Source organism: Abyssisolibacter sp. ZYX002 (assembly GCF_056892235.1).
The window spans coordinates 757,545-782,369 of the sequence record NZ_JARMXH010000002.1 but is presented as its reverse complement, the minus strand read 5'-3'; the positions used below and the strand labels follow the sequence as shown (position 1 = coordinate 782,369).

21 protein-coding genes and 1 other annotated feature are annotated in these 24,825 nt (G+C 29.8%); of the genes, 18 read left to right on the top strand and 3 right to left on the bottom strand.

Features of this window, described 5'->3' with window-relative positions; all coding sequences use genetic code 11:
- Positions 1 to 27 precede the first annotated feature (27 nt).
- The 6 genes from P3X86_RS09745 to P3X86_RS09720 all read left to right on the top strand — a co-directional run bounded on the left by P3X86_RS09745 (position 28) and on the right by P3X86_RS09720 (position 6,985).
- Positions 28 to 1,812 (top strand): ABC transporter ATP-binding protein, encoded by a 1,785-nt coding sequence (locus tag P3X86_RS09745; protein WP_483292482.1) that lies wholly within the window; start codon positions 28 to 30, stop codon positions 1,810 to 1,812.
- A 2-nt stretch (positions 1,813 to 1,814) separates the two neighbouring features.
- A complete protein-coding gene (locus P3X86_RS09740; protein ID WP_483292481.1) occupies positions 1,815 to 3,545 on the top strand; it encodes an ABC transporter ATP-binding protein in 1,731 nt (576 codons plus the stop codon).
- A 224-nt stretch (positions 3,546 to 3,769) separates the two neighbouring features.
- The gene (locus tag P3X86_RS09735; RefSeq protein WP_483292480.1) at positions 3,770 to 4,390 is read left to right on the top strand and encodes a TetR/AcrR family transcriptional regulator; all 621 of its coding nucleotides are present in this window, start codon (positions 3,770 to 3,772) and stop codon (positions 4,388 to 4,390) included.
- Complete coding sequence (locus tag P3X86_RS09730) at positions 4,380 to 5,186, top strand: alpha/beta fold hydrolase (RefSeq protein ID WP_483292479.1); 807 nt, start codon at positions 4,380 to 4,382, stop codon at positions 5,184 to 5,186. The genes P3X86_RS09735 and P3X86_RS09730 overlap by 11 nt, the downstream gene beginning before the upstream one ends.
- Positions 5,173 to 5,949: a hypothetical protein gene (locus P3X86_RS09725; protein WP_483292478.1), complete on the top strand. Its 777-nt coding sequence runs from the start codon at positions 5,173 to 5,175 to the stop codon at positions 5,947 to 5,949. Before P3X86_RS09730 ends, P3X86_RS09725 begins: the two co-directional genes overlap by 14 nt.
- A 1-nt stretch (position 5,950) precedes the next feature.
- Positions 5,951 to 6,985, top strand: a complete 1,035-nt coding sequence (locus P3X86_RS09720) for an amidohydrolase family protein (protein ID WP_483292477.1) — start codon at positions 5,951 to 5,953, stop codon at positions 6,983 to 6,985.
- A 107-nt stretch (positions 6,986 to 7,092) separates the two neighbouring features.
- Here P3X86_RS09720 and P3X86_RS09715 read toward each other — a convergent pair whose 3' ends face one another.
- The gene (locus P3X86_RS09715) at positions 7,093 to 9,081 is read right to left on the bottom strand and encodes a class I tRNA ligase family protein (protein WP_483292476.1); all 1,989 of its coding nucleotides are present in this window, start codon (positions 9,079 to 9,081) and stop codon (positions 7,093 to 7,095) included.
- Between the two features lie 85 nt (positions 9,082 to 9,166).
- Positions 9,167 to 9,402: a binding site (T-box leader), on the bottom strand.
- Positions 9,403 to 9,670: 268 nt separating this feature from the next.
- Between P3X86_RS09715 and P3X86_RS09710 the strand changes: the two genes are divergently transcribed.
- The 5 genes from P3X86_RS09710 to P3X86_RS09690 all read left to right on the top strand — a co-directional run bounded on the left by P3X86_RS09710 (position 9,671) and on the right by P3X86_RS09690 (position 12,823).
- Positions 9,671 to 10,405, top strand: coding sequence for an L-2-amino-thiazoline-4-carboxylic acid hydrolase (locus tag P3X86_RS09710; RefSeq protein WP_483292475.1), 735 nt, complete (start codon positions 9,671 to 9,673; stop codon positions 10,403 to 10,405).
- A gap of 251 nt (positions 10,406 to 10,656) precedes the next feature.
- On the top strand, positions 10,657 to 11,580 hold the full coding sequence (locus tag P3X86_RS09705; RefSeq protein WP_483292547.1) for a helix-turn-helix transcriptional regulator: 924 nt from the start codon (positions 10,657 to 10,659) through the stop codon (positions 11,578 to 11,580).
- Between the two features lie 58 nt (positions 11,581 to 11,638).
- Positions 11,639 to 11,911: a DUF3795 domain-containing protein gene (locus tag P3X86_RS09700; RefSeq protein WP_483292474.1), complete on the top strand. Its 273-nt coding sequence runs from the start codon at positions 11,639 to 11,641 to the stop codon at positions 11,909 to 11,911.
- A gap of 15 nt (positions 11,912 to 11,926) precedes the next feature.
- Complete coding sequence (locus P3X86_RS09695; RefSeq protein WP_483292473.1) at positions 11,927 to 12,343, top strand: VOC family protein; 417 nt, start codon at positions 11,927 to 11,929, stop codon at positions 12,341 to 12,343.
- 12 nt (positions 12,344 to 12,355) lie between these two features.
- The gene (locus P3X86_RS09690) at positions 12,356 to 12,823 is read left to right on the top strand and encodes a VOC family protein (protein ID WP_483292472.1); all 468 of its coding nucleotides are present in this window, start codon (positions 12,356 to 12,358) and stop codon (positions 12,821 to 12,823) included.
- Positions 12,824 to 12,857: 34 nt separating this feature from the next.
- Here the strand turns inward: P3X86_RS09690 and P3X86_RS09685 are convergent, their stop codons facing one another.
- Together P3X86_RS09685 and P3X86_RS09680 are read right to left on the bottom strand one after the other, a co-directional pair.
- Positions 12,858 to 14,621 carry a sensor histidine kinase gene (locus P3X86_RS09685; RefSeq protein WP_483292471.1) on the bottom strand — a complete coding sequence of 588 codons (1,764 nt, stop codon included), beginning with the start codon at positions 14,619 to 14,621 and terminating at the stop codon, positions 12,858 to 12,860.
- Positions 14,618 to 16,039 (bottom strand): response regulator transcription factor, encoded by a 1,422-nt coding sequence (locus P3X86_RS09680; RefSeq protein ID WP_483292470.1) that lies wholly within the window; start codon positions 16,037 to 16,039, stop codon positions 14,618 to 14,620. The genes P3X86_RS09685 and P3X86_RS09680 overlap by 4 nt, the downstream gene beginning before the upstream one ends.
- Before the next feature lie 200 nt (positions 16,040 to 16,239).
- Between P3X86_RS09680 and P3X86_RS09675 the strand changes: the two genes are divergently transcribed.
- From P3X86_RS09675 to P3X86_RS09645, 7 genes are all read left to right on the top strand, one after another.
- Entirely contained in the window at positions 16,240 to 18,309 is a 2,070-nt protein-coding gene (locus P3X86_RS09675) for an efflux RND transporter permease subunit (protein ID WP_483292469.1), read from the top strand.
- A gap of 17 nt (positions 18,310 to 18,326) precedes the next feature.
- A complete protein-coding gene (locus P3X86_RS09670; protein ID WP_483292468.1) occupies positions 18,327 to 19,973 on the top strand; it encodes a hypothetical protein in 1,647 nt (548 codons plus the stop codon).
- A gap of 428 nt (positions 19,974 to 20,401) precedes the next feature.
- Positions 20,402 to 21,088, top strand: a complete 687-nt coding sequence (locus tag P3X86_RS09665; RefSeq protein ID WP_483292467.1) for a Crp/Fnr family transcriptional regulator — start codon at positions 20,402 to 20,404, stop codon at positions 21,086 to 21,088.
- 411 nt (positions 21,089 to 21,499) lie between these two features.
- On the top strand, positions 21,500 to 22,720 hold the full coding sequence (locus P3X86_RS09660) for an ABC transporter substrate-binding protein (RefSeq protein ID WP_483292466.1): 1,221 nt from the start codon (positions 21,500 to 21,502) through the stop codon (positions 22,718 to 22,720).
- 2 nt (positions 22,721 to 22,722) lie between these two features.
- On the top strand, positions 22,723 to 23,433 hold the full coding sequence (locus P3X86_RS09655) for a GTP-binding protein (protein ID WP_483292465.1): 711 nt from the start codon (positions 22,723 to 22,725) through the stop codon (positions 23,431 to 23,433).
- Entirely contained in the window at positions 23,417 to 24,430 is a 1,014-nt protein-coding gene (locus P3X86_RS09650; protein ID WP_483292464.1) for an ATP-binding cassette domain-containing protein, read from the top strand. Before P3X86_RS09655 ends, P3X86_RS09650 begins: the two co-directional genes overlap by 17 nt.
- 56 nt (positions 24,431 to 24,486) lie before the next feature.
- Positions 24,487 to 24,729 carry a hypothetical protein gene (locus tag P3X86_RS09645; protein ID WP_483292463.1) on the top strand — a complete coding sequence of 81 codons (243 nt, stop codon included), beginning with the start codon at positions 24,487 to 24,489 and terminating at the stop codon, positions 24,727 to 24,729.
- Positions 24,730 to 24,825 lie beyond the last annotated feature (96 nt).

Genomic DNA, 24,825 nt, shown 5'->3' with positions numbered 1-24,825 from the left:
TGCAATAAATCGAAGGGGTAGGTGAAAATGAAAAAAAAAGAAAAGAGTGTAATTCAACATCTAATAGAGTTTACAAAAAAACATAGAAGATATTATATAGTATCAGTTATATTGGCTATAATAGGCGTGATTTTTAGTATTGCTCCTTATTACATCATATCTAAAGGAGTATTAGAGCTTATTAATAAAAATAAAGATATGAATGTATATATAGAGCTATGTTTGATTATGGCAGGAATGTGGTTAGTTAGAGTATTATGTCATATGTCGTCGTCTGCACTTTCTCATAAAGCAACATTTGCAGTAATAGGAGAGATTAGAGTTAGGATAGCAAATAAGTTAACTAAATTACCTATGGGATATATAATAGACACTCCATCAGGGAAAGTTAAAAATATTATGGTTGAAAAAATAGATAGTATAGAACCGACATTAGCACATGTTGTGCCAGAAATGACAGCTAATTTATTAGGACCTTTACTTACAATTATTTATTTGTTCACGATTGATTATAGAATAGCAATTGCTTCTTTATTGACAGTGCCAGCAGGCATTATTCCATTTTGTATATTGATGAAATCATACGAGAAGAATTATAAAAATTATGTAGAGAAAAATAAAATACTTAATGCTGTTGCTATAGAATATATAAACGGTATAGAAGTAATTAAAGCTTTTAATCAATCAGCAGGTTCTTACAAAAAATTCACTACAGCAACAAAAGAAGCTGCGTATGCAGCAATAAACTGGATGAAGAGAAGCAACTTATATTTTTCAATAGCTATGTCAGTATTCCCTGCTGTTTTAGTGAGTGTATTACCTATAGGTTGTATTTTATATATCAATGGGTTATTAACTATGGAAAGTTTCATAGTAGCAACTATACTGTCATTGGGTATTATCATGCCACTAATTACAGCGATGTCGTATACAGATGAATTAGCTAGGATAGGAACTATTATCAATGATATTACTGAAATAACCGAGCAAGAGGATTTAATTAGACCAAATAAAAGACAAAGAATAAAAGACTATAATATAGAGATTAAAAATGTTAGTTTTTCTTATCATACCAAAGATGATAAAGCCGAAGATGTAATCAAAAATATAAATTTGGGAATTAACCAGGGTGATGTTACAGCGATTGTTGGACCATCAGGAGGAGGAAAATCTACAATAGCAAAACTTATTGCATCATTTTGGGATACTACTAATGGAGATATTTTTATAGGAGGAACACCTATAAAACAGATTCCACTGAGTCAACTAAATGAGGTGATAGCTTATGTGTCTCAGGACAATTATTTATTTAATGACACAGTACGTAACAATATACGTATGGGAAATATAAATGCAACAGACACAGAAGTTGAAGAATGTGCTAAGAAAAGTGGATGTCATGACTTTATCATGAAATTAGAAAATGGATATGAAACAAAAGTAGGAGATGCAGGTGGTCAGATTTCAGGAGGAGAACGACAGAGGATATCTATAGCAAGAGCAATTCTAAAAAATGCACCTATTATTATTCTAGATGAAGCGACAGCTTATACAGACCCGGAAAATGAAGCAATAATGCAGGAATCAATAGCAAAGCTAGTAAGAGGCAAAACACTCTTAGTCATAGCTCATAGACTATCTACAATAGTAGATGTCGATAAGATTGTTGTAATCAAAGGCGGTAAGGTAGAAGCAGAGGGTAAACATAAACACTTGATAGAAAACTGCAAACTATATTCAAGTATGTGGAACGCACATATTAGTGCAAAAGATACTTTAGCTGATAATTCACAAGTAAAGGAAGGAGCATAAAGATGATAACTATATTTAGAAAATTTTTCAAGTTTTCAGGAGAGCAAAGGAAACTATTCAATACAACATTGATTATATCTGTAATACATTCTATTTTTGATGCTCTAAGGATTCCTGCAATTGCTGTTGTATTAAAAGCGCTTATTACAGATAGTGTAACGTATCAAACAGTATATATGTCATTTGCTATAATGATTATTAGCATTATAGGAAGTGTAGTAACAAGGAATTTAATGACCGTAAAGCAAACAATAGGAGGGTATACTGTTTGTGCAAATAAACGAATAGAGATTGCGGAGCATCTAAAGCATGTTACTATGGGGTATTTTAACAGAAAAAGTTTAGGATATATTTCGTCTGTAACGACAAATACAGCTGAGCAACTACAGGATGTAGCAACACGTTCGATACAGTTGGTTCTACAAGGTTTCATTACGACTGGGATTATAGCATTATCAATTTGTATATTTGATATAAGAATCGGGATTATAGTGATAGCAGGAATTTTTCTATTTTTGATATCTAATATTATGCTGAGAAGACAAACTGAGAAAGTAGCACCTAGAAAATCATATGAAGACTCTAGATTAGTTGGAGCAGTATTAGAGTATATACAAGGTATTGGAGTTATCAAATCTTATAACTTAGATAAAGATGCTAACAAGACAGTTAACAAAGCTATCGCCGATAATGAAGAAGTAAATTTTGACTTAGAGAAAAAATTTGTTCCTTTCAATGGATTACAACAGGTGGTATTAAAGCTCACTTCAGTTGCAGTTATAGGGGCGTCTATTTACTTTTATGTTAATGATACTATGGATTTGATTAATTGCTTATTGATGATAATATGTTCTTTTATTATTTATGGAAAACTAGAGGCTACAGGTAGTTTTTCGTCATTATTAAGAATAGTTGACATGTCAGTAGATAAGATAAATGAGGTATTTGACACTCCAACTATGGATATAGACGGAGAGGATATCAAAGCTAGAAACTATGATATAGAAGCTAACAATATTAGCTTTTCATACAATGATAAAAGAGTTATAAGAGATGTGAGTTTCACAATACCCCAGAAGACTACAACAGCTATTGTAGGGCCTTCGGGTGGTGGGAAAAGTACGTTATGTAAATTGATTTCGAGGTTTTGGGATGTTGATGAAGGAGCAATTACTTTAGGGGGAGTAAATATAAAAGATTATAAGCTTGATAGTTTGCTTTCTAATGTCAGTATGGTTTTCCAAAACGTCTATTTATTTAACGATACTATAGAAAATAATATAAAGTTTGGTAAACCAAATGCAACACGTAAAGAAGTAATAGAAGCTGCAAAAAAAGCATGTTGTCATGATTTTATAACGAGTTTTAAAGATGGATATGACACTATTATTGGAGAAGGTGGGGCTAGTATATCAGGGGGAGAAAAACAGCGTATATCAATAGCTAGAGCACTAATAAAAGATGCTCCTATTGTAATACTAGACGAAGCAACAGCAAATGTTGACCCTGAAAATGAGTTTCAATTGCAACAGGCTATAAATGCATTGACTACAAACAAGACTATCATCATGATAGCACACAGACTAAAAACAATAAGGAATGCAGATCAAATATTAGTAGTAGATGATGGGAAGATTGTTCAAAGAGGAACACACAAAGAGCTAATAAAAAAACAAGGTATCTATGCAAATTTCATAAATATAAGAGAGAAAGCAACAAGCTGGAAGATATAACGAAAACATATCCAAAACTATGTAGTTAACGTAAAATGAATAAATATAAAAAAGTGACCTATTTTTTTAATTGAAGGTCATTTTTTATGTTTAGATATATTATGTTCAGTAAAAACTTTTAAATTATTATTATTCGGTCAATTATTATTTCTAATGACCTTTACAAAATCGGTCAGTGAAAATAGAATAATATCAAAATAATAAACAAAAAGGGGGTATCAAAGTTGAACAATAGCTTTTTTAAATTACCCAAGGAAAAACAGACAAATTTATTCTATGCAGGATGTAAAGTCTTTGCAAATAACACATACAAAAAAGCTTCTATGTCAAAGGTCGCAAATGAAGCAGGTATTTCTAAATCCTTATTGTTTTATTACTTTAAAAACAAGAAAGAATATTATTTATTTATACTAGAGCATGTTATACATGACTGGAATAATTATTTGTTTGCTAACATTAACGAAGATGAGACCTATGATTTATTTGACAAAGTAATAGATATTATTAAACTAAAGCAAACATATATCAAAAAACTACAATTGTATTATAAGCTATTTAAAAGGATCTACTATGAAAAGGAAGATAGTTTAACAGACGATTTAAAGAGGTTAAAATCAAAAATGAAGCAACCATATGAAAAGCTGTATAAGCTAATAGATAAAAGTAAATTTAAAGATGAGCAAGAGATTAAAAATTGTGTTGAAATACTACTTTACTTTGCTCAAGGACAATTGGTTGATACAGAAATAGATTCAATAGATGAAGATGTATTAGTAGATAAATTCAAACAAATTGTAAGTTCTCTAAGGCGTAACTACTACAAGGAGGAATACAATGGAGTTTAAAGAGTTTGGAAAAAGAAATCAAAAAAGAGCATTACTTATACATGGAGGTTACGTATCATGGAAAACACTATATGTTCAAATAGAGCAATTATCTAGTGATTACCATGTATATGTACCTTTGCTAGATGGGCATAACATGAATGATGATTCTGAGTTAAAATCTATAGAATTAGAGGCATTGAAAATTATAAAATACTTTGAAGACAAAGAAATACATGAGATTGATGTTATATATGGAGCTTCACTTGGTGGGGATATAGTACTTGAAATAATGTGCCAGAGCAATAATTTTGCTAAGTTTGCATTTGTTGAATCAGGTGCTCTTAATATAAATAATATTATGGGATGGCTCCTTACAAAGTTAACTACGAAAGTGATTTACAATAGCGTTAGAGGTAATAAAATATGTGAAAAAGTGTTAGACAAATGGTTAGAACATATGAAAATGCCGAAGCATTTGCACTCTGATACAAAAAGAGTTTTAAAGCATATGTCTAAATACACAACTAAAAATGTACAAAATCTTGTTTGTAATTATAAACTAAAAGAGTCAATGCGTGGAGTAAGCACAAAGTGTCTTATTGTATATACTTCAAAGGAAAAAAGTTATATGAAAAGACCATATAGCGAAATGAAGAAAATGGTTAAAAACATGCAGATTATGTGTATTGAAGGTTATGTTCATGGAGAACTATGCATAGGTAATCCTAAAAAAGTAGTAAAGATGATGAGAGATTTTATTAGTAAAAATACAATAAAAAAACAAGAGAGGGGTGCTTCACTTGAAAGCGAGTAAGAACTTTATACTAAAATACATTTTAATTGCTGTAACTATAGCGGTAGCTTTGTATTTTGTTTTGTTATCCACCGAAAGAAAAGGATTAGTTGATATGTGTATAGAGGCTGTATTATTTTTTTGTGGTAGCATGATTGCATTTAGAGGGTTTTTAAAAGACAAATCTAATAGTAATTTTTCAAAGTTTAAATTTTTTTATGGGTTAACTTACTTATTGATTGTTATTAGCTTTTGTGTGGGTATTTATTACTTTATAAAAAACCCTGCTGTTGTTGAGATAAAAGCAGAGGATGTTTCAGATAGCTCTATATTAATCATACATAGCTTGATAAAATCATTGTCAATAATATGCCTAATATTTACTTGGAGCTATTTTTATAAATATTTAAACATTGATATTACTTTTAAAAAGAAAGTCTCGCTATATCTGTTTGGAGCTTCATTATATATGGGAGCTTCTATAGTGATTTGGAGACTAGTTAATGATGCGAGTGTTTTAAGTTTAGGATTTATAGTTGGTATTGTAGTAGGAATATTTGCGTGTATTGCAAGAGACTATAGAGCTAGATTTTTAACTATAATCTTTAGTGTATATAGTATAATTCATCTAGTTGAGTTTTATATGATGGGTAAAGGAATGCATCTAGTAACTGGCATCAATAACCCTATATATTGGGGTACAACGGTGTTGTATATACTTGAAGTAAGAAGATGGATTAGCATGGAGGAAAAGAAAAGTATACTCAATGAAAGGAAGGCTTAATATGTTGACAAAGCAAGAATGGATTAAAGATAAAAAGTATCTATCGCTAAATAGTGATGGTGATTATGTTATAGATTGTCCAGATGAACTTAATATTATTGATTTCCACACGCATATGTCAAATGTATTACCAGGTAAACTATCAGATCCAAGCATTAAAGGAAATAAGCCAAGTTTTCTAACTCTACCTGAATTAAAAGATTTGGATTTATCTGTTCCGTATTGGAGAAAGATAAACCCAGACGAAAAGAGAAAAGGACTGCTTTCTGTAATTAAGTTTTCACTTAATGGGTATAAGATATTTAAAGATATGATTAGAGGTGGAACTTATGAAAATTGTTTTAAATCACAAAGCGATAATAAAATTAAGATAAATGTAGTTCTTCCTATAAGTTCTAAGAAAAATGATCGTTCAATGGAAGCTTTAAAAGTAGCTAAAGATTATCCTGATAGGTTCATAGCATTTTGTTCAGTACATCCATATGATACAAATATCAAGGAGAAAATTTTTAAATATAAAGAATTAGGAGCGAAAGGATTCAAACTCAAAATAACTGATCTGGAATTGAAAAATGATTATACTCCAGTTATTAAACTATTTGAAGCTTGCCATGAAGCTAAGCTACCTGTTATCTTTCATACAGGCTCATTAACACATATAAAGCAAGAGAATACATCAAAACTGATGTGGAAATTACTTAAATCTACACGAGCAAGTATATTCGGTGAGTTGCTTGGGAAGCTACCACGAGATTTCAAATTTATCTTTGGACATAGTGGAATAGGAGAATACAAACTAGTAGCAGATTATCTTAAAAAGTTTCCAGCTTCATATGCAGAAGTATCTTGTCAGTCAGCGGATAGTATTAAATATTTGATAAAAAATGTTGGAGATGAGCGACTGCTATTTGGATCTGATTGGCCAGCATTGCCTCAAGCTTTTACTCTTTCAAGAGTGTTGTTAGCTACAGAAAATAATAAAAAAGCAAGAGAAAATATACTATACAACAATGCATGTAATTTGTTAGATATATAATAAATACTACATTATGATTTAAAAAAAACAGGAGATAATACAAATATAGAAACCCTCTAATGCAAATCAAAGATTAGAGGGTTTTGTAAATCGTATTTTGTCTTGATTTATTTCTTTCTAAACTGACTTTCATGTTTTTTAAAGAAATCAGTTTTAGGCTCTAAGAATTTGAGTTTATGATTTTCTTTACCATCAATAAATGACTCTACTGCATCAAAAATATAATCCCAATTCCATATATTCTCGTTAACATTTAAGAACTCTCTAACTACTTCACAACCAGATGGGGCGATAGGGTGGACTAAAGTAAGTGCAACTCTAACACCGTGGAAACAATCAGCTAATGTTTGTAATCGCAGTTCTTGATTATCTTCTGTATCAGCTTGCTTCATGTATTTTGACCAATATTTGTTGAGGTTACGTATAAAGCTATCTAACAAATACACTACTCTATGGAACTCGTGTCTATACATATAATTTTCATATTGAAGTATATTTTCGTTACACAAATCGATGATTTCTTTAGATATTTCTTTTTTTGGTATTATGCTGTCACAATGTTTTTGCGAAGTATAAAAACATGACCTAATCAGTCTGTTAAATACGTTAGTCAATAAGTTACCATCTTTAAGCACTGGGTCAGGGCCTACTTTTTGATCATCTGGAAGATAAACTTGAGGCATAAAGCTAACACTTTTTTTAGCAAGACCTAGACTTAAAAAATGCATACGAAGTTGTTCTGCTGTATAATAATTTAGTAGTTCATTAGCCATAGGTGGTTTTATATCACTACTGCTACTAGCTTTTTTGTCCATAAATAATACGTGATTATTTGGAATAAGATATGGCAAATTGATTTTATTCCAATCTATATCATCATCACTTTTTATATCTATAAGGCTTAAGAACATTCCCATTTCAGCTATTCCATAGAAATAGATATTATCTTCTCCTATGAATTGATATACTTTGGAATCTTCAGATAACCAATATTTTTTCCACTCGTCGTTGCCTTTACCGATTGATTCTAGATAAGTTTTTGTGAACGATAATGGAGCCCATAGTGACTCTGGCCATACCCAAAATGTCAAGTTGTCTAAAGATTCTTTAACAGGTACATCTATACCCCAATCAATATTTCCTGTAAGTCTAAAAGGAACTAAGGTTTTACCTGTTCTAAAATGTAACCCTTTTTGTTTCATTATATCTTTAGCTTTATCTCTTTCATCAAGACTATCAAACTCAAATGTTAAAGATGGTTTTTTAGGTTCATCAATAAGGTTGTGTTTAGGTAGTTTATTTACTAGTTCATCTAAATCTTCTATATCCTTTCTTTTGACATAAATCATAGGTGGTTTTAAGAACTCCTCTATTGTCTTTAATAGATATTTTCTTGAATAAGTATTTTTATCAAGGTATTCTATTTGGTCTTTAAGAGCATCCATGTAATCTTCTAATTTATAATACCAATTGGTTACTTCTTTAAGCTTTGGTGTTTTACCAGATAATGTACTCTTAGGATCAATCAATTCACTTGGAGAATACATGTGACCTAATGAACACTCATCTGCATAAGCTTTATCTGACCCGCAACCATTTATAGGACATTTTCCAATTACTTGTCTTCCGTTTAACAGCACATCAAAATCTGGGTCATAGAATTGAGGTGTTGACATTTTTACCAAATAACCATTGTCATACAGTTTATTAAATATATCTTCAGAGACTCTCTTATGAATTTCGCCAGAACGTCCAAGAGCTGAAGTGGCATATAAATTTAGGTTAATATCATAATTGTCTAAAGCTTCCTTTTGTTTATCGTGGTTATTACGTACGTAATCCTCTATGGTGCCTTCATAGTCTTTTTTTTCAACAAGTTCACGATAATTTGTAGCTATTGGTGAACCGTAGCAATCAGTACCTGATACAAATACGACATTGTCTTTACCTATTCTATCTCTCAAAAATCTTGCAAATATATCGGCAGGTATAAATACACCGCCTACGTGACCAAAGTGAAGTTCTTTATTACCATATGGCATACCTGCTGTAATAACTGCTTTTTTGGGAAACACAGGTCTTTTTATTTCTTTCATGTTATCATTCTCCTTCTTATTAAATTCTATGTAGTTATTAAGACATTACAAGAATGTTAATAAATAAAAAAATCGCTCCTACATATGTAGGGGCGATTGTATATTCGCGGTACCACCCTAGTTCATTAATACTAAGAGTATTAACCTCTATCAAGAGTAAAACATCTTTGTTCTGTAACGTGAACAAACGTTATAGCATCACCAATAAGGATCCGTATAAAGCTCCGAGGCTTGTTTCATTATACTCAAATTATTCCTTTTCAGCAATCAGGAACTCTCTATAAATTTAAATATAATTACTCTTCTCTTCATTGCCTTTGATAATAGACTTTTTTTTAGTATATTGATTATTATTAGTTTTGTCAAGATTAAATATACTAATGTCTATAATATTAAGAACTATAGATGAAATAGTTAATATGACAAGTTCATTTTTACATAGCAAACCAGTAAGATAAAAAGATAAACATCTAAGAGATATATAAAATTCAGACAGAAATTGATAATCGTTATCAAAAATGATAAAATTAACATAGATACATTATTTAACAGACCTACATATATTTTTGTGAAAGAGGGGGGATATATTATGAGTAACTTTACAGCAACTCACCAAGCTTTATTATTTGCATGGATATCTAGAGCGGTAGTAGATGAAGTAGGTTTTAAAGAAGGTGAGCGTATTATGAGAAAAGCTGTAAAAATTTACGCTATGCAAAGAGGTAGAAGGATGGCTCAAAGAGCTAAGTTGAATGGGGATGAACTTACGATGAATACCTATTTTGCATACGTAGAATATAAGCCAGCAAAAGGAGATTTTAAAAAGAAGTTAGTACAGAGAGCTCCAAATGCTAGGGTAAATGTATTCAAGTGCCCATATTACAACGTTTGGAAAGAGAATGGGCTGATGCCATATGGTCGGTTTTTTTGCTTAGAGGTAGATAAGGCTGTGGTTAAAGGGTTCAATAAAAATCTTAATGTAGATGTGCTTGGTACTACACCAAATGGTGCTGAATATTGTGATCTTATTTTTGAAGGGGGGAATTTGACACTAAAAAATATTTTAAAAATGGTTTATAAGAAGTTTAAGCTAAGGAAGACGGTAATAATGCCTTTTGAATATCATGTTGGACATACATATAAAACAATGAAAGAAGTAATATATGATGAGTTAGGAAGTAGAAGTAAAACTGAAGCTATCATGGAAAGAGCACTACAAGACTTTACTAAAAAATATGGACATGAGAGTACTGAAATAGTAAGAAAGTATGAAAATACAGATTTTAATAACATTTTAGAAAGAGAGATATCATCAATTGGCTAACAATGTTTATATATGATAGTTAACTCTACAAATGTCTGAAAAAATGTATGAATGAATAAGTATCAATAGTAACTAATTACATGAGAGAGTAATTTTAATTATATAGATTTTTAGAAAGCTGATAGGATATTTCTTATTGGCTTTATTTTTTATTAATAATTTTATATCGAACCATTAGCATTACTAAGTGTAATAGAACTTATGAGCTATAACTAAATCGTATGATATAATCTATATTATAATAAGGGTTTATTGATAGAGGAGGAAATATTATTAAAGTTTATAGACTATTAGGTATACTGACTACTTTACTGCAAAATAAAAAAGTTACTGCTCCTTACTTAGCAGAGAAGTTTGAAGTATCTAGGCGGACAATAAATAGAGATATAGAAGACATATGCAAGGCGGGAATACCTATAGTGACTACCCAAGGATTTGATGGTGGAATCTCTATAGCAAAGGGATATAAAATAGACAAATCTGTTTTTACGAAACAAGAAATAGAAGATGTTCTAACTGCACTCAAAGGACTATATAGTGTTTCGTATAACTCAAAATATGGAAGACTAATAGAAAAATTTCAGCCAAACAATAAAATATATTCACTTACTGAAAATATACTGATTGATTTATCATCACACTACAAAGATTCCTTAGCTCCGAAAATAGGTTTAATCAAGAGCGCTATAACTGATAGAAACCTAATAAGATTTAACTATTTTTATAGCAAAGGACAAGTAAGGAGAACTATAGAGCCTTATTTGGTTGTTTTTAGATGGTCATCATGGTATGTATTTGGTTATTGTACTGAGAAAAAAGGTTTTAGATTATTCAAATTAAATCGTTTATGGGAGCTTGAAAAACAAAAAGAATATTATGAAGAAAAAGAGTTCGATAATAAAGATGTTGATTTTAATAGGTTCTTTACAAATGAAATTAATTTAGTAGCCAAATTTGATCAGAAAACTAAATATCGCCTTATAGAAGATTACGGTATAAATTGTTTTACAATAGAGAGAGATGACAGATTACTATTTAAATGGGGATTTACAAATAGAGAAACGATGATTAGTTGGTTATTAGGGTTTGGCGATAGTGTAGAGGTCATAGAACCAGCAGAGATACGATATGAAATAATCAATAAAGCTAAAGATATCTTAAATAAATATAACTAACATGACATACTGTTGTCTTGTTCTATTGTTTAAAATTTAGTTAAAGGAGTGATAATTAATGATAGAATCAAGATGTGGAACTAAATGTTCAGAGTGTGAATATGTTAAGAAAGTGAACTGTAAGGGATGTATAGCCATTAATAAACCTTTTTGGGGAGAAAAATGTAGAGTTAAATCTTGTTGTGAGGATAAAGGATTAGAAAATTGTGGTATGTGTGAACAATTTCCCTGTGCTTTGTTAAATGAGTTCGCCTACGATGAAGAAGAAGGTGATAATGGTAAGAGGATAGAACATTGCAAGATATGGTGTAATATTAAAAAAGATAGTTAGGAAGGAGGCGAAACTATGAAAGTTGTACCTAACATGTATTTTCAAGGCGAATGTGAAGAAGCTTTAAAGTTATATGCTAGAGCATTTGATGGAGAAATCACTGTGTGTATGCATTTTAGAGATGCTGATGAAAGTGATTTTTGCATCAAAAATTTATCTGAAATAGAAAAAGAGTATATATATCATGCAGAGATGCTTGTTGGAGAGCAAAGATTTATGTTCTCTGATAACTTAGGTGAGCTTAAAAATGGTGAAGGTATATCTTTAGTTATGGTATTAGATACACCAAATGAAGTAAAAAAAGCATACGAAGTACTAAAAGAAGAGTCAAATATTATACAACCTATGATAGAAACTACATATAGTAGTTGTTTTGTATCTCTCATAGATAAATTTGGTAAAAAATGGGTACTTATGACAGAGGATGAGTAAAAGGAGAGTAAAATGAAATATAAAAGTACAATGATAGTTGTCACAAATATAGGTAAGTCTAAAAAATTTTATTATGATGTACTTGGATTAGAGGTTATTAATGATTTTGGTGCTAACGTAACTTTAACTGGAGGTATTGCTCTGCAAACAAGAGATACATGGGCTACTTTTATCAACAAAAACGAAAAGGATATTGTTTTTGGAGGAAATGTAGTAGAACTTTATTTTGAAGAAGATGAATTTGATAGATTTATTCGGAAGCTGAATAATTTAAATGATATTAACTATGTACATCCTATAGTGGAGCACTCATGGGGACAGAGAGTTGTTCGATTTTATGACCCTGATAAGCATATAATTGAAGTTGGCGAAAATATGCATAAAGTTGTCAAAAGGTTTCTAGATAGTGGTCTGTCTATAGAGGAAACAGCTGTTAGAATGGATGTACCAATACAGTATATTAAATCATGTTTAAAATGACTAAATTTCTAGAACTAGAGATTAGTAATATAGCTTATATTATGGTTGAGGATTGTTTAGGTAGCTTAATGATGACTTTTGTATAGTATCCTTCACTGCTTTTGACAGATATACCGTATTCATTACCAAAACAAAGCTTTATTCTCTTGTTGATATTTTTAAGTCCTAGTTTAGTGGATAATTCATCTGATGAGAGGATTTTCTTTTCGTTTTTAAGGTGTTTTTTTAGTTCAGAAAGTATTTCTATATTTATGCCACCACCTGTATCAATAATTTCTAGATAGATATTATTATCTATCTTTTTTGTTTGTATTAATATCATAACTTTCTTTTTTGTTTTTTTTATTCCATATTTAAAGCAGTTTTCGATTATAGGTTGTAGCGTCATTTTAGGCACATAAATTTTATCTGTATTGTCTGTAATAACAACGTATTTAAATTTATCAGGAAATCTCAATCTCATAACCTTTATGTATTCGTAAGCACATGATAATTCTTCGTCTAAGTTAACAATAGTATCTTCTTTGACAGCGTATCTAAAAATCTTTGACATAGATAATGAAAGCTGTTCTATATCATATGCATTGTATATTAGAGATAAGCTTCTTATAGTTTCTAGAGTATTGTATAAAAAATGTGGATTAATCTGGCTTTGATAGTATGAAAGTTTTGATTGAACATTAGCAAGTTCTAGTTGATAAAGTTCCCTTTGGGCATCTAGTAAAGCCTTGTTGGAGGTTTTGACCTTTTTCATCATTTTGTTTATGTGTATAGCAATATCGTTTATTTCGTTTTTGACATTAGAGTCAATGTCCTTGTATTGCTCCGAAGTTTCGTATTTATCTAGTTTTTTAGCAATAATTTCTACTGGTTTCGTTATAGCTCCTATAATTAATTTAGTGATAACAGCAAGAATCAAAAAACTTATGATGCCAATTAATATAAATATAGGCTTGATAGGACTAGCTTTACTTAAAATTTTATTCTTAGGAATGAGTATTAAAGCTTTCCAGTTTGTGTTTGCTATAGGTTGTTCAAGGTAGAGGTATCTTACATCTTGAATTGATATATATTCATCATTAATTTCATTGAAAACAGGGTTATATACAGTGTTATCCATTGATTTGTTACTGGTCATTATATTTTTATCATTTATTAGAAGTATAGTTGCATCAAGCTCGTTAATGTCATTTAGCTTAAAAATATTATCTACAAATTTATAATTTATTATTGAGATAAAATATCCCTCTATATTATGTGTTTTACTATTATACACAGGACTTAAGCATCCAAAATAATATTTATTTGTCTTGTGATCATATATACTATCTGTAAAAAAACTAGATTTGTATTGATTATTACTTATATTATATTTGGTGTATATGTCATAAAACACAGTACTAGCTACATCATTATTACCAACAATAATTTTTTCACCGTTCAAAGGATATAAAACTATTCCTTCCATTGTATCATTAAATAAAGAATTAAATTTTGCATAACCGTTAATAAAATAATCTCTAGTTTCACGTTTATTTAATAGTCCTTCGTCTATTACTTTATTGATTTCAAGAATATACGAGTAGTTGTTATTATTGACCATTATACTATTTAGGACAGTATTGATATTTCCTTCTATTATGTAGGTATTTGCTTTATAATAAGATTTTGTTCTTTCTATAAGAATATTGCCAATCATAGATAGCACAATCGATGAAGAAGTGACTAGTATAAAGACAATCATTATAATCATAAATTTGATTTGATTACGAATCTTGAAATCTATAAATTTTTTCATAGGGACTCCTTCCTATAAATTCGAGGGGTTTTACCAGTGATTTTTTTAAATTGTTTAGTAAAATAGCAATAGTCGCTATACCCACACTTATTTGCAACCTGAGATATTGAGTCACTTTCATTTATTAAGAGGAAACATGCTTTTTTTATTCTTAGCTCTAGGATATAATCAGTAAAGGTTTTCCCAAGTTTTCTCTTTATCAATTCACTAATATAATTTTGGTTGTAATAAAATTTATGCGCTATATCACTTAAATAAATGGTTTCTAAATAATTGGCGTGGATATAAGATAAAATCTTATCAAAAATATCTTTATCACTATTGTGGCTTATTTTTTTATTAATCCTAAAACTGTTATCAACAAAGTCGTATAAGAAATGCGATAAGTTATCAATATCTTTGTACTCAGCTATGATTTCATTGTAAGTTTTGTGCTCAAATTGACTAGACATTAAATTAGTGAAGTTAAAGTATTGTATACTGTTTGATAGGTAGTTATATAGTAGAGTTACTTCTAATATAGAGAGTTTATTATTTCTAATAAAACTAGTAAAGCTACCAGCTAGTGAAAGTATATTTTCTAAGCTATTTAAATTGTTTATACATGATTTTACGATATTAAATATATTTATATGAGGAAGCTTATACTTGAATATATTCTTATCTTTATATATAAAGATATTGTTTATAGCAATATCAGCTTCGGTATATGTTTTATAAGGCGATATATCTTGACTATAAAAATTACTAATACCTAGTAGAAAACTATCTGTTTTTATTTTAAAGATTTGATTGGTCAAATCTTTGTTGGTATTAACAAAATATACTCTTTTACCGTTGCCTATAGTTAACACTATATAGTTACAATTATCAAGCATCTCTATAAGGGAATAATGTATAATATCTGTTTTTACTATTAGTGTCTGAAAACCAGTGTATTTAATTTCTTGATTGTTGATATTAAAAAGCTTTACATGAGTTGATATCTTTGTGTTAGTCAGTAAATTTTCGATTACTTCAAATGGGAAGTCAAGCTTATTTTTTGATTTGATAGTCATTACTAGATTAGACATTATGTTGTCAAGCTCGGATCTGTCTATAGGTTTTAATAAGTAATAAAATGCACTATATTTCATTGCATTTTGAATGTACTCAAAGTCATCGTAACCACTGATTACAACAAATTGACTTGTATTTCCATTTAATCGTGCTGTTTTCATTAAATCAATACCAGATATATCTCCCATATTAATATCTGTAAATACTATATCAGGATTGTTTTGCATGATATATTCTAATGCTACCTGTGCATCCGAAGACACTAAATCAACGTATGCACCATATTGATTCCAATTACAGCTTTTCTCTATTCCTCTTGCAATTAAAGGTTCATCATCAATAATAACAACAGAGTACAATATACCACCACCATCTATTGACTTTATATTATAAGTATACTCAAAAAAACATATCCACACAACGAGTTTTATAGCTTGTTTATTAAATATCTGAAAAATATACAAATTATATCTGAATATATTACTATAATTCGTAAATCAGTCAAAGTATAATTTTAAATAGAGTTACCTGAGTATATCATAAATGAAAGAGGTGTTTTATGTATAGAGTAAGCAAATTTATAGTAAATCATACTAAGGCTATAATAGCACTGTATTTAGTGCTTATGATTATAGGCGGGATATTGTCAACACAGGTGAGCATAAATCTTAACAATGCATCATATTTACCTGATTCTATGAATTCAAAAAAAGCAGTTATAAAACTAGGCGAAGAATTTGGAATAAAGGGAGTAGCGCTTATCTTACTTGAACATAAAGAGATATACGAAGTAGAAGAAATTAAAAACAACATAAAAAAAATACAAGGAGTAAAGGACGTAATATGGCTTGATGATTTTACAGATATAAATATGCCTTTAGAATTTATAGATAAAGAATATATAAAACAGTTTTATAAAAATAAAAATGCTTTATTACAGGTGTTATTTGAAGATATTGATGAGAGTGAGGCTACCCATAAAGGGATAGAGGAAATAGAAACAATAATAGATAGTGATTCGTATATAAGCGGGACATCTGTTATGTCAAAAAATATGATAGATAGGTCAAATAGAGAAGTTATAATATATTCATTAGTTGCTGTAGCGTTGGTACTAATAATACTGTTAATCTCTACATCTTCGTGGATAGAACCATTTATATTTATAACAACTATCATAGTTTCTATACTCATAAATATGGGACTCAATATATTTAAGGGAGAAGTGTCCCAAGTAACATATTCAGCAGCTAGCATACTTCAATTCGCAGTGTCTATGGACTATATGATATTTTTACTCCATAGATTCCATGATGAGAGAAAAAAAGTTTCTACTGTGAAAGAAGCCATGATTAATAGCTTAATGTTATCATATAAATCTATAGTTGCAAGCGGTGTTACAACTATAGCTGGTTTCATAGCTCTAACATTTATGGATTTTGGGATAGGAAAGGATCTAGGGTTTGTACTTGCAAGAGGTGTGTTTTTAAGCCTTATAACAGTATTGACGTTTTTACCTGCTACTATAGTGATACTTGAAAAGTGGATAGAAAAGTTCAGACACAAGGAGATAGCGCCTAAATTTAATTATGTATCACGTATACCGGGTAAAGGAAGGTATGCATTTGTAATAATATTGTTTGTCTTAGCTGGATTGTTTTATTTAGCTCAGTCAAACATTGAGTATTACTACGATAATAGTAATGTTTTGCCGATAGAAGATTCTTCTTTAATAGCTAGAGACAAGATAAACGAAGAATATGGAAACATGAATAAAAATATCATCATAATACCAAGTGGAGATGATTTAAAGGAAAGTAACTTAGTCAAGGAGCTAAGTAATTCAAGGTATATAAACAATATAGAAAGTCTTTATTCTATTACTAAAAATGTGATTGCTGATTTTATGATACCAAAAGAGATTAAGGACAAATTCACAAACGGTAAGTATTCCATTATTAATATTAATCTTAGCACAGGTGTCGAAGACAAAGAGGCTTTTGAGGCTACCTTTAGCATACGAAATATAGTAGGTAGTTATTATAAAGAATACTATATTGCTGGAGAAGCATTTACTTATAAAGACTTAAAAGATGTTACGGATAATGATTTTTACTTGATCAATATAATATCAATAGTTTTTATACTAATTATACTTATGGTAACATTCAAATCAATTTTAATACCTTTCATTGCAGTGTTTGTAATAGAAGCTTCTATATGGATTAATGTAGGTATGGCTTATTTTCTACAATCTAAGATGAGCTTTATAAGCTTTATCATCATAGGGGCTATACAGTTAGGTGCAACAGTTGATTATGCAATATTGTATATAAATAGATATAAAGAAAATCGTGAAAGCATGACACCTATAGAAGCGGCTAAGGAAACTTTCAGAAATACAGCAAAGTCAATACTAGTCAGTGGTAGTATCCTAGTAACAGCAACATTTAGTATATATTTTATAGCTACTATAAGAACTGCTTCTGAGATTTGCTTACTAATTGGAAGAGGAGGAATCATTAGTATGTTTAATGTATTATTTGTTTTACCAGGATTCTTGATAATAGCTGATTCTTTAATAAGTAAAATAACTGTTAAGTGGAAGATAAATAATCATATTAGATAATATGGGGAGTGAGTTTAATGAGTTGTAAAAAGAGTATTTTAATAGCTTTGATGCTAGTTTTATCTTTATTAGTCAGCAATGCTTACGCTTTTTCTGAAGGTTCAGGAATAAAGTTAAACAAGGACGAGACAATTTATACAATGCTCAATTATGATGGTTCTGTAAAAGAGCAAAAGGTAATTAATCATTTTTTTGAAATAAAAGAAAACACTGTCACAGATTATGGTAGCTATTTAAAAGTAAGACCTCTTAAAAGAACACCACAGCCAAAGATAGAAAAAAATAAGACTATATGGGATACTTCGGATTATATAGGCAAAGATTTCTATTATGAAGGATTAATTAATAAAGAGCTACCTTTTGATTTTAAGATAAAATACTATTTGAATAATAAGCTAATAAATGCAGATAAATTAGCAGGGCAAGAGGGTATTGTGAAAATAGTAATTGATGTAACCAAAAATGAAAATTGTAATGAGATTTTTCAATCAAATTACATGGCTCAGATTACGTTTAAACTTGATTTAGATAATATTAAAATAGCAAGCCAAAACGGTGGCATTAACACTGTTGTAGGTAAATATTCAACTCTTACTTATGCAGTAATGCAAAGTCAATCTAAAACAATAGAGCTTGTGTTAAAGGCAAAAAAGTTTAGTCTAGAACCAATAAATATAGCTATAATAAAAAGTTCTTTAGGTAATTATGGCATAGGAGATATGGCAAGCGGTATTAGCGATTTAAGAGAAGGTTCACTAACGTTAGTAAAGGGATCAAAAACATTGAACGATGGAATAGTAGATTTATCAAGAGGAATAGAGGATCTAGCAGTAGGTGTTAGTGATTTGTCTAATGGATTAAATGACTTAGATGAAGGATTATCAAAATATAAAGAAGGATTAGTAGCTTATAAAAGTGGAGTAGTAGCTACTACTAAAGAGGTTAATAATCTAGGTATTCAGTTAGATAATATTAACGATCAAGGTAACGTTATAGCTAAAGGTTATGATGAAATCTATGCAGGAATGAAAGGTATAGGAGATAGTCAGCTGGAATTGATAAAGTTAGCTAATGAGCTTATTGATAGTTCAGATCCAAGGGTTCAGAATCTAGCCAAAGGAGTATTAGCTAACAACGCAAAAATAAAACAGATGACATCAGTACTCAAGAAATCAAATGAGGGATTAAAAGCATTTACAGATGGGGTAGATAACATAACTAAAGGACTTACTATACTGAATAAAGGCGCAGGTGCATTACCAGTAAAGATGAATAAACTTATAGATGGATATATACCACTATATAAAGGATATACTGACGTTAACAAAGGGCTAAAAGGCACAAAAAACGGAATAAATAAAATGAGCAAAGAAGTAAGAGCTATACCAACTAATATTAGTAAATTGATAAATGGGCAAGAAAAAATAGCTAATGGTATAGTAGAGTTTAGTGACAATTTAGAAAGCACATTTGTAAGTAATAAAAAAGAAGAGATAGTTTCTTTTGTAGAAAGTAGCCTGCAAGTCAATACTGTTTCATTTGTATTAAAGACACCGCCAATAGAGGAAACTAACGATAAGTCAACCAATATATATAATAACTCGAAAAGAAAGCAATCGTGGTATGTAAAATTGTGGAGAAGATTTTTAGATTTATTTAATTAATAGGATATTAAAACAAGATATAGCTCTCTCTTATATAAAAAATACTGTTCGGATTTTTTGTATAATTAAAGGAAAAAGGAATCTTCGATGAAATCAAGTAAAAGATAAGTATGATTTAAATAAGAATTGAATTAATATTATCAATAATATACATTTTAGTATTTAAATTACTAAATGTATAGGTCGCTAGAAAAACAAGAGTTTGTATAAAATTGTGGATGACATTATGTTTTGGATAGTTATTTTTCTTAGAGAAATAACTATTGCCTTCTGTATAATGGTTAGCAAACTATACTACACAAATGGGGATAGATATTTTTTATTTTAATGGTAACATATGATACTTGTTTATATAACTCAATATGATATTATAAAGATAATAAAGCACTTAATTGTTAATAATTTATTAAATTGAGGATGGATAGATAATGTATGAAAAATGGGTAAATCAGCTTATTAAAGTGGAGTTATTTAAAAATATTGATAAAAATGAACTAAATAAAATATTGTGTTGTTTGCAACCTACCATAAAATCATATAAAAAGAAAGACATAATAACTATTGAAAAAAGAGAACTTATTGGAATAGGCATAGTACTTGAAGGAGAAGTAATAGTTGGCAAAGATACATTAGCTGGAGATAGAGTGATGATAGCAAGATTAAATAAGGGTGAATTATTTGGAGAAGTAGCTGCCTTTACAAATGATGGATGGTTAGCGACTGTTATAGCAAACACAGATTGCACTATTTTGTTTTTTCCTCCACACCAAATAGTAGGCGTATGTAGGCATTCATGTGATGGTCATAGAAAGCTAATTCAGAACATGTTGCAAATCGTTGCAAAAAAAGCATTTGTTTTGAATAAAAAAGTAGAAATGCTTTCACTCAAAAGTATTAGGAAAAAAATTAGCAACTATTTACTTGGTCAATTTGCTCGTAAAAAAACATTAAGCTTTGAGATACCACTTAAAAGAAATGAATTAGCTGAATATCTATTAGTATCAAGACCGTCACTTTCGAGGGAATTAATCAATATGAAAGAAGAGGGGATTATAGATTTTTATAGGAACTCTTTTAAAATAGTTGATATAGATAGATTAAAGAGATGTTTATAGAATAAATTAGATGTTAAAAACCCATCAAGTTTCGGATTATAGAAAAAAACCAATTGTTGCGTTGTATTCAATAAGAATCTATGCTACTTAATTTTAATACCACTCCCAATTTGAATTTTTACTACAGTCTGTATCTTGATGACTTTGTCATCAATCTAAACGAGATGCTAAAGATGCATCTCGTTTATTATTTTTTTGTAAAAACACCTATGTTATCTTTAACAGGTGTTATTTTTATTTAGAACACGATATATTTCGGTTATTTAAAAACTAAAACTTTAGCATTTTTATTATGCAAAAATGAGAATACTAACTATGACATTAAATAATCAAATGGTAACATAGGATACCGAATATTTGTTTTTTTGATGTTAAACTATTATTAAATTAACAGAGAGTGAGGAATATAAAATGGCAAATAAATACTTTGATATAAAAGATTCTTTATATGATGTAACTCAAAAATATAAAGAGTCAATAGATTTATTAAAATCAGTAGGTATAGATAATATAGAAGATGAAAACATGAGATCTACAATAGGTAAATCTATCTCATTAGAAGATGCCCTAAGACTAAAGAAAATAGCAGTAGATACTTTCCAGTCGCAGCTTATAGAGAGAATCGAAAATAATGAAAAATCTCTTAAAAAAGAAGTATCAGAAAGGAATGCTGTGAAAATAGCTGGGATTTTGCCTTGTCCAGTTAGAGTCCCATTAACAGAAGCTTTTGAAGAATGGATAGAAGAAAAAAAATTAGATTATCCGTTGGATTATGAGTTGAAAGCTGCATCAATGGGTATTGAATGGATAAAAGATGCTTTGAAAAATCAGTCAAAAGATAGCCTTTCAGATATATTTATATCAGCTGGATTTGATTTGTTCTTTGATAAGAAATTATTTGGTAAATATAAATCTGAAAACTTATTTAAAGATTTAACAGATTTTGAAAATTATAATGAGGATTTTCATAACGATTATATCCAGTTACAAGACCCAAATAGACAATATTCAATGATTGGTGTTGTACCAGCAGTATTCTTAGTAAACCAACAAGAGTTACAAGGTAGAAAAATACCAACAAGTTGGGAAGATATTATAAATGGAGAATATAAAAATAGTGTGAGTTTACCTATAGGTGACTTTGATTTATTCAATGCCATCTTGTTAAACATATATAAGAATTATGGTGAAGATGGAGTAAGGCGATTAGGACAATGTCTACAAAGAAGCATGCATCCATCGGAAATGGTGAAATCTCATACTAAAAAACACGAAAGACCCGTAGTAACAATAATGCCATATTTTTTCACAAAAATGATTAAAAAAGGTGGCCCTATGGTAGCAGTATGGCCAAAAGATGGAGCTATAATAAGTCCGATATTTATGTTAAGCAAAAAAGATAAAGAAGACAAACTGAAACCTATAGTTGATTTCTTTGCTTCAAAAGAAATAGGTGAAATTTTATCTCACAACGGTAAATTCCCTAGTGTCAATCCAGAGGTTAATAATATGATAACAAAAGAAAACAAATATATGTGGTTGGGTTGGGATTATATAAAAGAACATGATATTTCAACATTAATAAAAAAATGCGAAGAGATATTTAATAATGCAGTAAAAGGAGTTGATTGATTATGAATTTAGTGACTATTTCAGGGCCTCCTTCTTCTGGAAAAACTTCAGTAATACTAAAAACAATTGATGCAATCAAAAAAAGAGGGTTAAAAGTAGGTGTAGTTAAATTTGATTGCTTATATACAGATGATGATGTGCTGTACGAAAAAGCTGGGATACCTGTAAAGAAAGGATTATCTGGTTCATTGTGTCCAGACCATTATTTTGCAAGTAATATTGAAGAAGTTACAAAATGGGGAGTAAAGGAGAAGTTCGACCTTCTTATAACAGAGAGTGCAGGACTATGTAATAGATGTTCACCATATATGAAAGGAATAAAAGCAGTATGTATAATAGATAATCTAAGTGGTATTAATACACCAAAGAAAATAGGTCCAATGTTAAAAACAGCAGATATTATTGTTATAACTAAAGGCGATATAGTGTCACAAGCAGAAAGAGAGGTTTTTGCATCCAGAGTAAACTCAGTGAACCCTCAAGCGACAATAATTTTTGTAAACGGATTGACTGGGCAAGGTGCTTTTGAGCTAAGTACGCTAGTATATGACAAAGATGAAAATATAGAAACTGTCAAAGGTAGAGAACTAAAATTCCCTATGCCATCAGCGTTATGTTCATATTGTTTGGGTGAAACAAGAATAGGGGAGGAGTACCAAATGGGTAATGTCAGAAAAATGAAAATGGGTGATAAAGATGATAAGCATAAATAAACTTGAAAAAATGAAAATTAAAGATTTGGAAAAAAGGTACCCATTTATATTATCTTTTTTTGAAAACAATAAGCTAGATGTTGAAAATCATCAAGAATGTACATTTGAGGAATTTTTAAACTCATTTAGTGAAGAAGATATTGAAGAATGGGCAATAGATATACCAAAAATGAGAGCAGATTTAGAAGCATATGTTAACCAGATGGTTGAGTTTTTGGGGCTGGACAAAGATAGTGTTGATTCTATAACAATTATAGCCGGTAAAGATAAGCAAGGCAATAAAGAAAATTTTGGAGAACTAGTTATCAATAAGAGTGAAATAGTTTCTATTGTTGGGCCTACAGGTTCAGGAAAAAGTAGATTGCTAGCAGATATAGAGTGGGCAGCAAATAAAGATACACCTACAGAAAGAGCTATATTGATTAATGGAGAATTACCAGATAAGAGTATCAGGTTTTCTACAAGTAACAAATTGGTGGCTCAGTTATCACAAAATATGAACTTTGTAATGGACTTAACTGTAAAAGAATTTCTTGAGTTACATGCCAAAAGTAGAATGATAGATAACGAAGAAGAAGTTATACAGAAAATAATAGAAGCAGCTAATAAGTTGGCTGGCGAGAAGTTCAATTTAGACACACCAATTACAGGATTAAGTGGAGGACAGTCAAGAGCCTTGATGATAGCTGATACAGCAATACTCAGTACTTCACCCATAGTGCTTATAGACGAGATAGAAAATGCAGGAATAGATAGAAAAAGAGCCTTAAATCTACTTGTCAATGAAGAAAAAATAGTCCTTATGGCTACACATGATCCAAGTTTAGCACTTATGGCAGACAAGAGAATTGTAATAAAAAATGGTGGAATCCACAGTGTTATAGAAACAGGTAGTGACGAAAAAAAAATATTGAGCAAATTGGATGAGATAGATCAATTTGTAACAAATATGAGGACTAAATTAAGAAAAGGTGAAATTTTAGAAGTAACTGACTAGTTTATGGAATTTAAAAAACTACAAAATATTAAAAAATCAGGAGAGGTGGAGTATAAATGCACGAAGGATGTAGTGGAAGCTTTGAAAATGGTAAACAAATAGTAGATAAAATTAGAATGATGGGATTTGACAAACAATCTTTACCTATGCCATTCGAGATAGAATGTAAAGGATGCGAAAAAACTTTTGAGATGAATACTTTTGAGGACAAATGCCCTCACTGTGGTATGGTTCATGGAGTGACACCTTGCCATGCTTTTGATCCAGCTAATGTAAAAGCAGCAGGTAAAGATTATTAAAAAATATAAAAATGGTAACATGAGATACCGAAATAATACCTAAAATGGCTTATTATAGAGATAGAAAAAATAATTTGAATATGATTTTTAAAGGGA